Annotated in this window: 10 protein-coding genes; 9 read left to right on the plus strand and 1 reads right to left on the minus strand. The window is 65.5% G+C overall.

All coding sequences use genetic code 11. From position 1 onward, the window contains the following. Window positions 1–58: 58 nt before the first annotated feature. The 6 genes from FOZ70_RS16130 to FOZ70_RS16155 all read left to right on the plus strand — a co-directional run bounded on the left by FOZ70_RS16130 (window position 59) and on the right by FOZ70_RS16155 (window position 7,870). Complete coding sequence (locus tag FOZ70_RS16130) at window positions 59–1,276, plus strand: MFS transporter (RefSeq protein ID WP_021163366.1); 1,218 nt, start codon at window positions 59–61, stop codon at window positions 1,274–1,276. Window positions 1,277–1,655: 379 nt separating this feature from the next. Continuing rightward, window positions 1,656–2,801, plus strand: coding sequence for a glutamine-hydrolyzing carbamoyl-phosphate synthase small subunit (carA, locus tag FOZ70_RS16135; RefSeq protein ID WP_027787879.1), 1,146 nt, complete (start codon window positions 1,656–1,658; stop codon window positions 2,799–2,801). Between the two features lie 37 nt (window positions 2,802–2,838). Beyond that, complete coding sequence (gene leuE / locus FOZ70_RS16140; protein ID WP_059620705.1) at window positions 2,839–3,498, plus strand: leucine efflux protein LeuE; 660 nt, start codon at window positions 2,839–2,841, stop codon at window positions 3,496–3,498. A 49-nt stretch (window positions 3,499–3,547) separates the two neighbouring features. Beyond that, window positions 3,548–6,802 carry a carbamoyl-phosphate synthase large subunit gene (gene carB, locus FOZ70_RS16145; RefSeq protein ID WP_021163363.1) on the plus strand — a complete coding sequence of 1,085 codons (3,255 nt, stop codon included), beginning with the start codon at window positions 3,548–3,550 and terminating at the stop codon, window positions 6,800–6,802. Window positions 6,803–6,920: 118 nt separating this feature from the next. Further along, on the plus strand, window positions 6,921–7,397 hold the full coding sequence (greA, locus tag FOZ70_RS16150) for a transcription elongation factor GreA (protein ID WP_021163362.1): 477 nt from the start codon (window positions 6,921–6,923) through the stop codon (window positions 7,395–7,397). Window positions 7,398–7,411: 14 nt separating this feature from the next. After that, on the plus strand, window positions 7,412–7,870 hold the full coding sequence (locus FOZ70_RS16155; RefSeq protein ID WP_021163361.1) for a DUF4149 domain-containing protein: 459 nt from the start codon (window positions 7,412–7,414) through the stop codon (window positions 7,868–7,870). A 79-nt stretch (window positions 7,871–7,949) separates the two neighbouring features. Here the strand turns inward: FOZ70_RS16155 and FOZ70_RS16160 are convergent, their stop codons facing one another. Continuing rightward, window positions 7,950–8,477: a YhbY family RNA-binding protein gene (locus FOZ70_RS16160; RefSeq protein ID WP_059486740.1), complete on the minus strand. Its 528-nt coding sequence runs from the start codon at window positions 8,475–8,477 to the stop codon at window positions 7,950–7,952. Between the two features lie 193 nt (window positions 8,478–8,670). On the opposite strand from FOZ70_RS16160, the gene FOZ70_RS16165 reads away from it, so the two are divergent. From FOZ70_RS16165 to folP, 3 genes are all read left to right on the plus strand, one after another. After that, window positions 8,671–9,333 (plus strand): RlmE family RNA methyltransferase, encoded by a 663-nt coding sequence (locus FOZ70_RS16165; protein ID WP_021163359.1) that lies wholly within the window; start codon window positions 8,671–8,673, stop codon window positions 9,331–9,333. 166 nt (window positions 9,334–9,499) lie between these two features. Beyond that, a complete protein-coding gene (gene ftsH, locus FOZ70_RS16170) occupies window positions 9,500–11,398 on the plus strand; it encodes an ATP-dependent zinc metalloprotease FtsH (RefSeq protein WP_021163358.1) in 1,899 nt (632 codons plus the stop codon). Window positions 11,399–11,470: 72 nt separating this feature from the next. Continuing rightward, window positions 11,471–12,370 (plus strand): dihydropteroate synthase, encoded by a 900-nt coding sequence (gene folP / locus FOZ70_RS16175; RefSeq protein ID WP_155632232.1) that lies wholly within the window; start codon window positions 11,471–11,473, stop codon window positions 12,368–12,370. Window positions 12,371–12,387 lie beyond the last annotated feature (17 nt).

Here is a 12,387-nt window from a genome sequence, read left to right on the forward strand (position 1 = left end):
TGTTTGTGCGCGGCGCGGGGGTGCCGCCTTGAATGCCTTCATATAACAAGGAGAGACGATGTCGTCGGTGCAGGTGAGGGTGCTCGCGCTGTTTTCGGTCGGGTATTTCGTGTCGTATGTGTTTCGCGGCGTCAATCTGGGCTTCGCGCCGTTCGTCACGCACGAGCTCGGGTTGTCGGCCGCCGATCTCGGCCTGCTCACGAGCCTTTATTTCCTCGGCTTCGCGGGCGCGCAGATCCCGGCCGGCGTGATGCTCGATCACTTCGGCCCGCGCCGCGTGACGGCCGGCATGCTGCTGTTCGCGGCCGCCGGCGCAGCCGTGTTCGGTGCCGCGCACAGCCTCGGCACGATGATGGTCGGCCGGCTGCTGATCGGCGTCGGCGTGTCGGTGTGTCTCGGCGCGGCGTTCAAGGCGCTCGCGCAGCATTTCCCGGTCGGCCGGCTGCCGCTCGTGAACGGTCTCGTGATGGCCGTGGGCGGCCTCGGCGGCGTGATGGTCGGCTCGCCGCTGACCTGGCTGCTCGGCTGGACGAGCTGGCGCGCGATCTGTTTCGGCCTCGCGGTGCTGACGGTGGCCGTTGCGGCGTCGATCGGCCTGGGCGCGCCGGAGGCGAAGCAGGTGCGTCACCAGGGCGGGCTCGTCAGCCAGTTCAAGGGCACGTGGCATATCCTGGGCAGCCGCGCGTTCTGGAAGATCTCGTCGTTCTCCGTCGTCACGCAGGGGGTGTTCTACGCGATGCAGTCGCTGTGGGTCGGGCCGTACCTGCGCGATGTCGCGGGGTTCGATGCGCCGCATGCGGCGCGCCTCGTGTCGGTGCTCGGCTTCGCGATGATGGCCGGCTGCGTCGGCTTCGGCGCCGCGGCGCGCGTGCTCGAGCGGCGCGGCGTGTCCGTGTACGCGTTCTGCGGCATCGGCATGGCGTTGTTCGTCGCGACGCAGGCTGCGATCGTGGCGCGCGTGCCGTTGCCGCCGGCCGTTCTGTGGGCCGCATACGGAATGTTCGGCGGCGTCGGCATCCTGACCTACGCGGTGATGGCCGGGCATTTTCCCGCGCATCTGATCGGCCGCGCGAACACGACGCTCACGCTCGTGATCTTCCTGCTGATCTTTGCGTTCCAGATCGGTGTCGGCGCGGTGCTGTCGCACTGGCCCGCGGTCGACGGCCGCTATCCGGCCGCCGCGCACTTCACCGCATGGGGCGTGTTGCTCGCACTGCAGCTCGCGAGCGCGGTCTGGTACGTATGGCCCGCGCGCGGCGCTGGCCAAGTGCACTGATCCGGCGGTACGCTCGGGGCAGGGCGGCCGCGTAAAACGGGGCCGCAGCGCGCTGCTTCGCGTCGCCGCGCGTCGCGCGTCGCGCGTCGCGCACGCACGATCGGACGGCCATATCAATTGAAGATAAGGCCATTTTCAGGCTATAATTTGAAAGTTTGTGCTGATCAACCTCGCACCCTAGCGCCTACCTCATACATCCCGTTCATCCGCCGCACGCCGCCTGCCGGGCGATGCCGCGAAGCCTCGTGCGCCACGCGCCGGGTTCGCGTCACGACAACGCAGGCCGCGTCCAGCAAGCGACCACGCGCGCCCACGCAGCGCGGCGCTCGCGCGGCAGGGTAAACAGGTCGGCAGCAGGGTGTTCCCCAAGGAGCCTCCCGTGTTGCCGTCTTTTACTCCCGCCTTGCTTGCACTCGCCGACGGCACGGTCTTTCGTGGTTATTCGATCGGGGCCGAAGGCCACACGATCGGCGAAGTCGTGTTCAATACCGCGATCACCGGCTATCAGGAAATCCTGACTGACCCGAGCTACTCGCGCCAGATCGTCACGCTCACCTATCCGCATATCGGCAACGTCGGCGTCAACGCCGAAGATGTCGAAGCCACGAAAGTCCATGCCGCCGGCCTGATCATCCGTGATCTGCCCACGCTCGCATCGAACTTCCGCATGGACCGCACGCTCGGCGACTACCTGCGCGACGAAGGCGTCGTCGCGATCGCCGGCATCGACACCCGCAAGCTGACCCGCATCCTGCGCGACAAGGGCGCGCAGAACGGCTGCATCCTGACGGGCTCGGACGACGAAGCGAAGGCGATCGAACTCGCGCGCTCGTTCCCGGGTCTCGCGGGCATGGATCTCGCGAAGGTCGTGTCGACCACGAAGCCGTTCGAGTGGAAGCAGACCGAATGGCGCCTCGAAGGCGGCTACGGCATGCAGGAAGCGCCGAAGTACCGTGTCGTCGCGTACGATTTCGGCGTCAAGTACAACATCCTGCGCATGCTCGCGGAACGCGGCTGCCACGTGACGGTGCTGCCGGCCGAGGCGAGCGCGGAAGATGCGCTCGCGCTGAATCCGGACGGCATCTTCCTGTCGAACGGCCCCGGCGATCCGGAACCGTGCGACTACGCGATCGCGGCCACGAAGCAGTTCATCGAGCGCGGCGTGCCGACCTTCGGCATCTGCCTCGGTCACCAGATCATGGGCCTTGCGGTCGGCGCGAAGACGCTGAAGATGAAGACGGGCCACCACGGCGCGAACCACCCGGTGAAGGATCTCGGCGACGGCCGCGTGGTGATCACGTCGCAGAACCACGGCTTCGCGGTCGATGCGGATTCGCTGCCGGCCAACGCGCGCGTGACGCACGTGTCGCTGTTCGACGGCACGCTGCAGGGCTTCGAGCTGACCGACAAGCCGGCATTCTGCTTCCAGGGCCACCCGGAAGCGTCGCCCGGCCCGCACGACATCGGCTATCTGTTCGACCGCTTCACCGCGCTGATGGACGCGGCGAAGCAGCGCAACGCTTAACGCAACCGACGCAACCGAAGGACGGGAGATTCGCATCATGTTCGGCCACGCACTCGGCATCACGGATATCTGGACCTACGTGTTCGGCGTGATCTTCATCATCCTGCTGCCGGGGCCGAACTCGATGTACGTGCTGTCGCTCGCGGCGCAGCGCGGCGTGAAGGCCGGCTATCGCGCGGCGTGCGGCGTGTTCGTCGGCGACACGGTGCTGATGGTGCTGTCCGCCGCCGGCGTCGCGTCGCTGCTGAAGGCGAACCCGCTGCTGTTCTCCGTCGTCAAGTACGGCGGCGCCGCGTATCTGCTCTACATCGGCACCGGCATGCTGCGCAGCGCGTGGCAGAAGCTGCGCGCGCGCGCCGATGCGCCGGCCGATGCACCGCTCGCGGTCGACGGCGAGCGCCCGTTCCGCAAGGCGCTGATCGTGAGCCTGCTGAATCCGAAGGCGATCCTGTTCTTCATCTCGTTCTTCATCCAGTTCGTCGACCCGGCATTCCCGCATCCCGCGCTGTCGTTCGTCGTGCTCGGGGCGATCGCGCAATGCGCGAGCTTCCTGTACCTGAGCACGCTGATCTTCGCGGGTGCGCGGCTCGCCGAGCACTTCCGCCGCCGCCGCAAGCTTGCAGCAGGCGCGGCGAGCAGCGTGGGCGGCCTGTTCATCGGTTTCTCGGTGAAGCTCGCGCTCGCCACGATGAGCTGAGCGCAGCCGGCCGACCCACGACAACGATTACTTATTGAATTCACAAGCCATGCCAAAACGCACAGACATCAAGAGCATCCTCATCATCGGCGCCGGCCCGATCATCATCGGCCAGGCGTGCGAGTTCGACTATTCGGGCGCGCAGGCTTGCAAGGCGTTGCGTGAGGAGGGCTACAAGGTCGTTCTCGTCAACAGCAACCCGGCGACGATCATGACCGACCCGAACACGGCCGACGTGACCTACATCGAGCCGATCACGTGGGAAGTCGTCGCACGCATCATCGAGAAGGAGCGCCCGGACGCGATCCTGCCGACGATGGGCGGCCAGACCGCGCTGAACTGCGCGCTCGACCTGCACCACCACGGCGTGCTCGAGAAGTTCGGCGTCGAGCTGATCGGCGCGTCGCCGGAAGCGATCGACAAGGCGGAAGACCGCCAGAAGTTCAAGGAAGCGATGACCAAGATCGGTCTCGGTTCCGCGAAGTCGGGCATCGCGCACTCGATGGAAGAAGCGACCCAGGTGCACGCCGAGATCATGGCCGGCACCGGCGGCAGCGGCTACCCGGTCGTGATCCGTCCGTCGTTCACGCTCGGCGGCTCGGGCGGCGGCATCGCATACAACCGCGAAGAGTTCGAGGAGATCTGCAAGCGCGGTCTCGACCTGTCGCCCACGCGCGAGCTGCTGATCGAAGAGTCGCTGCTCGGCTGGAAGGAATACGAGATGGAAGTCGTGCGCGACCGCGCCGACAACTGCATCATCGTCTGCTCGATCGAGAACCTCGACCCGATGGGCGTGCACACCGGCGACTCGATCACGGTCGCGCCGGCGCAGACGCTCACCGACAAGGAATACCAGATCCTGCGTAACGCATCGCTCGCGGTGCTGCGCGAGATCGGCGTCGACACGGGCGGCTCGAACGTGCAGTTCTCGATCAACCCGAAGGACGGCCGCATGGTCGTCATCGAAATGAACCCGCGCGTGTCGCGTTCGTCGGCGCTCGCGTCGAAGGCAACGGGCTTCCCGATCGCGAAGGTCGCGGCGAAGCTGGCGGTCGGCTACACGCTCGACGAGCTGAAGAACGAAATCACCGGCGGCCAGACGCCGGCGTCGTTCGAGCCGACCATCGACTACGTCGTCACGAAGATCCCGCGTTTCGCGTTCGAGAAGTTCCGTGAAGCCGACTCGCGCCTGACCACGCAGATGAAGTCGGTCGGCGAGGTGATGGCGATCGGCCGTACGTTCCAGGAATCGTTCCAGAAGGCGCTGCGCGGCCTCGAAGTCGGTGTCGACGGCCTCGACGAGAAGTCGACCAACCGTGACGAGATCGCGATCGAGATCCACGAGCCGGGCCCGGACCGCATCTGGTACGTCGGTGATGCGTTCCGCATCGGCATGACGGCCGAGGAAATCTTCGCGGAAACCGCGATCGACCCGTGGTTCCTCGAGCAGATCGAGCAGATCATCCTGAAGGAAAAGGCACTCGCGGGCCGCACGCTCGCGTCGCTGACGTTCGACGAGCTGCGCTACCTGAAGCAGAGCGGTTTCTCCGACCGCCGCCTCGCGAAGCTGCTCGGCGCGACGCCGGAAGACGTCCGCAAGCGCCGCATCGAACTCAACGTGCGTCCGGTCTACAAGCGCGTCGACACGTGCGCGGCCGAGTTCGCGACGAAAACCGCGTACATGTACTCGACCTACGAGGAAGAGTGCGAGGCGCAGCCGACCACCAACAAGAAGATCATGGTGCTGGGCGGCGGCCCGAACCGGATCGGCCAGGGCATCGAGTTCGACTACTGCTGCGTGCACGCGGCGCTCGCGATGCGCGAGGACGGCTACGAAACGATCATGGTCAACTGCAACCCGGAAACGGTGTCGACCGACTATGACACGTCCGACCGCCTGTACTTCGAGCCGCTGACGCTCGAAGACGTGCTCGAGATCGTCGACAAGGAAAAGCCGGTCGGCGTGATCGTCCAGTACGGCGGCCAGACGCCGCTGAAGCTCGCGCTCGACCTCGAGGCGCACGGCGTGCCGATCGTCGGCACGTCGCCGGACATGATCGACGCTGCCGAAGACCGCGAACGCTTCCAGAAGCTGCTGCAGGACCTCGGCCTGCGCCAGCCGCCGAACCGCACCGCGCGCGCCGAAGACGAAGCGCTCGCGCTGGCCGACGAAATCGGCTATCCGCTGGTCGTGCGTCCGTCGTACGTGCTGGGCGGCCGCGCGATGGAAATCGTCCACGAGCCGCGCGACCTCGAGCGCTACATGCGCGAGGCCGTGAAGGTGTCGAACGATTCGCCGGTGCTGCTCGACCGCTTCCTGAACGATGCGATCGAGTGCGACGTCGACTGCATCTGCGACGGCGAAGCCGTGTTCATCGGCGGCGTGATGGAGCACATCGAGCAGGCGGGCGTCCACTCGGGCGACTCGGCATGCTCGCTGCCGCCGTACTCGCTGTCGAAGGAGACCGTGGCCGAACTGAAGCGCCAGACGGGCGCGATGGCGAAGGCGCTGAACGTGGTCGGCCTGATGAACGTGCAGTTCGCGATCCAGCAGGTGCCGCAGGCTGACGGTTCGAAGCAGGACATCATCTACGTGCTGGAAGTGAACCCGCGCGCATCGCGCACGGTGCCGTACGTGTCGAAGGCGACCAGCCTGCCGCTCGCGAAGATCGCGGCGCGCGCGATGGTCGGCCAGAAGCTCGCGCAGCAGGGCGTGACGAAGGAAGTCGAGCCGCCGTACTTCAGCGTGAAGGAAGCGGTGTTCCCGTTCGTCAAGTTCCCGACCGTCGATCCGGTCCTCGGGCCTGAAATGCGTTCGACCGGCGAAGTGATGGGCGTCGGCCAGACGTTCGGCGAAGCGCTGTTCAAGTCGCAGCTCGCGGCCGGTTCGCGCCTGCCGGAGTCGGGCACGGTGCTGCTGACCGTGATGGATGCGGATAAACCGAAGGCGGTCGAAGTCGCGCGCATGCTGCACGACCTCGGCTACCCGATCGTCGCGACGAAGGGCACGGCTGCCGCGATCGAAGCGGCCGGCGTGCCGGTGAAGGTCGTGAACAAGGTGAAGGACGGCCGTCCGCACATCGTCGACATGATCAAGAACGGCGAGATCGCACTCGTGTTCACGACGGTCGACGAAACGCGCCAGGCGATCGCTGATTCGCGTTCGATCCGCATGAGCGCGCAGGCGCACAAGGTCACGTACTACACGACGATGTCGGGCGCGCGCGCGGCAGTCGAAGGCTTGCGCTACCTGAAGGATCTGGAAGTCTATGATTTACAAGGTCTTCACGCTCGCCTAAACTAAGCAGTCAGTTACCTGTCGAAGCAACACGTGCCGCGATTAGGCGGTGTTTCCAGTGCATCGGAAACGCGCTTAATCGCGGTGATTTTTTTTATAGCCGTTTTTAGCGATTGAGCCGTTTATGAGCACCATTCCGTTGACAAAGCGTGGCGCAGAGCAACTGCGCGATGAATTGCAGCGCCTCAAGTCCGTCGAGCGGCCGGCCGTGATCAACGCGATCGCGGAGGCCCGCGCACAGGGCGACCTGTCCGAAAACGCCGAATACGATGCCGCGAAGGAAAAGCAGGGCTTCATCGAGGGTCGTATCGCGGAAATCGAATCGAAGCTGTCGGCCGCGCAGGTCATCGACCCGACCGTGCTCGACGCCGAAGGCCGCGTGGTTTTCGCATCGACCGTCGAACTCGAGGATCTCGAGTCGGGCGACACCGTCAAGTACCAGATCGTCGGCGACGACGAAGCCGATATCGATCACGGCCTGATCTCGGTCAGCTCGCCGATCGCGCGTGCGCTGATCGGCAAGTCCGAAGGCGACGTCGCGGCCGTGCAGGCGCCGAGCGGCGTGCGCGAATACGAAATCATCTCGGTCAGCTACATCTGAAGCGGGGCGACACGATGCCGCATCGCGTGTTCCGTCTGCTGTCGGCCGTGTGGGTCGGCAGCCTGCTGACGATCGGGTATGCGGTCGCGCCCGTGCTGTTCAAGACGCTGGAGCGGATGACCGCCGGTTCGGTCGCCGCCCAGCTGTTCCGTATCGAGGCGATCCTCGGTGTCGTATGTGGCGTGCTGCTGCTCGCGCTGTCGAACCAGCAGGTTCGACGCGGCAGCAGCGAATATCGCCGCGTGCGCTGGGTCGTCGCCGCGATGGTCGTATGTGTGCTGGTCGGGTATTTTGCGCTGCAGCCGTTCATGAACGCGCTGCGGGTCGCCGCGATGGACGCGGGCACCGATATCGCGAATTCGCCGTATGCGAGCCGCTTCGGGATGCTGCACGGCGTCTCGAGCGTGTTCTACCTCGTCGAGAGCGTACTGGGGCTGATGCTGATCTGGCGTCTGCCGGCGCGCGACGCCTGACGCGTGTGCCGCGCAGGCCCGGTCGATGCCGGGCCCGCGGGCAGGGTGGCGGGACGGCGCAGCCGTGCCGCCCCGATGCTTACTTGTCCTGGAACGGCCGCTTGGTGCTGGCCTGGCGCTTTTTCGCACGCTTCACGGTACCGCCCGCCGTCACGCGCTCGTTGCCGCGCACCGTGACCTTGACCGGCCGCGGACGGCGCACGGGGCTCGCGTTCGGCGACACCTTGACGACCTTGACGGTGCGCGGCGCACGGCCTTTCTTGTCGTCCACGGCTTCGGCCGCGCTCGGCAGCGTGCCGGCACGACGGCCGCGGGCCGGGGCCGCAACGGCGGCTTCGGGTTTCCAGATCACCAGCAGCTTGCCGATGTGCTGGATCGGCGCCGCGCTCAGGCGATCGCAGATCTCGTCGTAGATCGCGATGCGCTCGTCGCGCTCGTCGCCGAACACACGGATCTTGATCAGTTGGTGCGCGTCGAGGTGCACCTTGATTTCCTTCAGCACGGCGTCGGTCAGCCCTTCGGCGCCGATCAGCACGACGGGCTTGAGCGCATGGGCCTGGGAGCGCAGCGCGGAGCGCTCGGCGGGAGAAAGCGAAAGGGCGGGCATGGAAATGTCGAAATCTAAATAAGGGCGCGCTGACTGAAAAGCGATCGCGGGTAGTTACCGCGTCAGCCGTGCGCCGAAACCACGTAAAATCGCGGCTTGGGCCCGAAAAGGGGCCGCAGCCGCGCGAAGAAGACGCGTATTATCCGCTAAAAGCGCGGCTTCACGAAGCAATTGGCAGCAATCTCTCTTTCGAATGGCAAAAAACCGCTTCAACCAGCACTGGCTGCACGACCACATCAACGACCCGTACGTCAAAATGGCGCAGCGGGAGGGCTATCGCGCGCGTGCCGCGTACAAGCTGAAGGAAATCGACGAGCAGGACAAGCTGATCCGTCCGGGCCAGGTGATCGTCGATCTCGGCGCGACGCCGGGCAGCTGGAGCCAGTATGCCCGCAACAAGCTCGCGCAGGGCAAGAAGCGCGATGCGGAGCGCGAAGGCGGCATCGACGGCACGATCGTCGCGCTCGACATCCTGCCGATGGAGCCGATCGCCGACGTCCACTTCCTCCAGGGCGACTTCCGCGAGGATGACGTGCTTCACCAGCTCGAGGAATTGCTCGAAGGCCGCGCGGTGGACCTTGTTATTTCCGACATGGCCCCCAACCTCTCCGGCGTGGCCTCGGCGGACGCGGCGCGCATCGAGCATCTCTGCGATCTGGCGCTCGAATTCGCGCAGAACCATCTGAAGCCGGATGGTGCGTTGCTCGTGAAATGTTTCCACGGCAGCGGCTACAGCCAGATCGTCGAGAAATTCAAACAGCAGTTTAAGACCGTCGCGCCGCGCAAGCCGAAGGCGTCCCGCGACAAATCGTCCGAAACGTTCATTTTGGGTCGGCATCTGAAACGTCCGCGCTGATGCGCGGCGGGGTGCCGCAAACGGGCTCCGGCCCTTGCCAGACAAGCGAAGCGCTATCGCGGCGGTTGTCAATGCTTATGGCGAGGGTGGTCGGACTGGATTAGAATGACCGAGGGGCGCCGCAAGGAAAATGTAGGCGCTCGTCTACGAGTGAAGGAGTGGTGCTTTGAACAACAATATGTTTTCGAAGGCAGCGGTGTGGCTGGTGATCGCACTGGTGCTGTTTACGGTGTTCAAGCAGTTCGACAAGCCCCGCGTCCAGGAAGGCGTGTCCTATTCGCAGTTCATGGACGACGCCAAGAACGGCAAGGTCAAGAACGTCATCGTTCAGGGGCGCAACCTCACCGTCACTCCGGCTGATGGCCAGAAATACCAGATCGTGTCGCCCGGCGACATCTGGATGGTTGGCGATCTGATGAAGTACGGCGTGCAGGTCAGCGGCAAGGCCGACGACGAGCCGAATGCGCTGATGTCCGCGCTGTACTACCTCGGGCCGACGATCCTGATCATCGTGTTCTGGTTCTACATGATGCGGCAGATGCAGGGAGGCGGCAAAGGCGGCGCGTTCTCGTTCGGCAAATCCCGCGCGCGGCTGATCGACGAGAACAACAACGCGGTGAACTTCTCCGACGTCGCGGGCTGCGACGAAGCGAAGGAAGAAGTGTCCGAGCTCGTCGACTTCCTGCGCGATCCGCAGAAATTCCAGAAGCTCGGCGGCCGCATTCCGCGCGGCGTGCTGCTCGTCGGCCCTCCGGGTACCGGCAAGACGCTGCTGGCCCGCGCAATCGCGGGTGAAGCGAAAGTGCCGTTCTTCAGCATCTCGGGTTCGGACTTCGTCGAAATGTTCGTCGGCGTCGGCGCGGCCCGTGTGCGCGACATGTTCGAGCAGGCGAAGAAGCATGCACCGTGCATTGTGTTCATCGACGAAATCGACGCGGTCGGCCGTCATCGCGGCGCCGGCATGGGCGGCGGCAACGACGAGCGCGAACAGACGCTGAACCAGATGCTCGTCGAGATGGACGGCTTCGAGGCGAACTCGGGCGTGATCGTGATCGCCGCAACCAACCGTTCCGACGTGCTCGACAAGGCGCTGCTGCGTCCGGGCCGTTTCGACCGCCAGGTCTACGTCGGTCTGCCGGACATCCGCGGCCGCGAACAGATCATGCGCGTGCACCTGCGCAAGGTACCGATCGCGAACGACGTCGATGCGGCAGTCATCGCGCGCGGCACGCCGGGCTTCTCGGGCGCCGATCTCGCGAACCTCGTGAACGAGGCCGCGCTGTTCGCCGCACGCCGTGGCAAGCGCATCGTCGAGATGCAGGATTTCGAAGACGCGAAGGACAAGATCTTCATGGGTCCGGAGCGCAAGTCGGCGGTGATCCGCGAGGAAGCGAAGCGTGCGACCGCTTATCACGAGTCGGGCCACGCGGTGATCGCGAAGCTGCTGCCGAAGGCCGACCCCGTGCACAAGGTCACGATCATTCCGCGCGGTCGCGCGCTGGGTGTCACGTGGCAGTTGCCGGAGCATGACAACGAAACGTACTCGAAGGACTACCTGATGGACCGCCTCGCGATCCTGTTCGGTGGCCGGGTGGCGGAAGAGTTGTTCATGAACCTCGTCAGCACCGGTGCGTCGGACGACTTCAACAAGGCAACGCAGACGGCGCGCGCGATGGTCGCCCGTTTCGGCATGACCGATGCGCTCGGGCCGATGGTCTACGTCGACGACGAAAACGATGCATCGCCGTTCGGCCGTGGCTTCACGCGCACGATTTCGGAAGCGACGCAGCAGAAGGTCGATTCGGAAATCCGCCGCGTGCTCGACGAACAGTACGGCCTTGCGCGCCGCCTGCTCGAAGAAAACCGCGACAAGGTCGAAGCGATGACCGCCGCGCTGATGGAGTGGGAGACGATCGATGCCGATCAGATCAACGACATCATGGAAGGCCGTCCGCCGCGTTCCCCGAAGAGCTCGCCGGCTGTCGGCGGCGATTCGTCGGGTGGCGGCAGCAGCGCCGAGGTGAAGGCCGGCAACGCGCCGGCGCCTGCGTCGCCGGCGGCATAATCTCCGCTCTTTAGCACCGTTCACGGGCTGGTGTGTCTTCACACCGGCCCGTTTTGCATTCATTCACGCCAGTTGCCCGTGTCCGATTCCGCTGTTTCCCCCCAAATTCCCGCGCCGCTCCGGTGCGGCCGCTTCGAACTGACGTTCGAGCGCCCGCTCGTGATGGGCATTCTCAACGCCACGCCCGATTCGTTCTCCGACGGCGGCCGCTTCCTCGCGCGCGACGATGCGCTGCGCCAGGCCGAGCGGATGATTGCCGAAGGCGTCGATCTCCTCGATATCGGCGGCGAATCGACGCGCCCCGGCGCACCGCCGGTGCCGCTCGACGAGGAACTCGCGCGCGTGATCCCGCTTGTCGAAGCGCTGCGCCCATTGAACGTGCCGCTGTCGATCGATACCTACAAGCCGGCCGTGATGCGCGCGGCACTGGCCGCAGGCGCCGACCTGATCAACGACATCTGGGGGTTCCGGCAGCCGGGCGCGATCGACGCGGTGCGCGAGGGCAATTGCGGGCTGTGTGCGATGCACATGCTCGGCGAGCCGCAAACGATGCAGGTCGGCGAACCCGATTACGGCGACATCGTGACCGACGTGCGCGATTTTCTCGCCGCACGCGCGCAGGCATTGCGCGACGCGGGGATTGCGCCGGAGCGGATCTGCGTCGATCCCGGTTTCGGGTTCGGCAAGGCGGTCGTCGACGACAACTATGCACTCCTGGCCGCACTGCCGGAAACGGCGCCCGCGCGGCCCGACGGGCGCGCGTATCCGATACTCGCGGGCATGTCGCGCAAGTCGATGCTCGGCGCGGTGATCGGCGGCAAGCCGCCGATGGAGCGCGTCGTGGCGAGCGTGGCGGCCGCATTGTGCGCGGTCGAGCGTGGGGCGGCGATCGTGCGCGTGCACGATGTCGCGGCGACGGTCGATGCGTTGAAAATCTGGAATGCCGTGCGCGAAGCCGCGCGGCAACGATAAGTCAGAAGACGAAGGAG

This window comes from Burkholderia sp. COPS, assembly GCF_019425585.1.
GTDB lineage: Bacteria > Pseudomonadota > Gammaproteobacteria > Burkholderiales > Burkholderiaceae > Burkholderia > Burkholderia cepacia.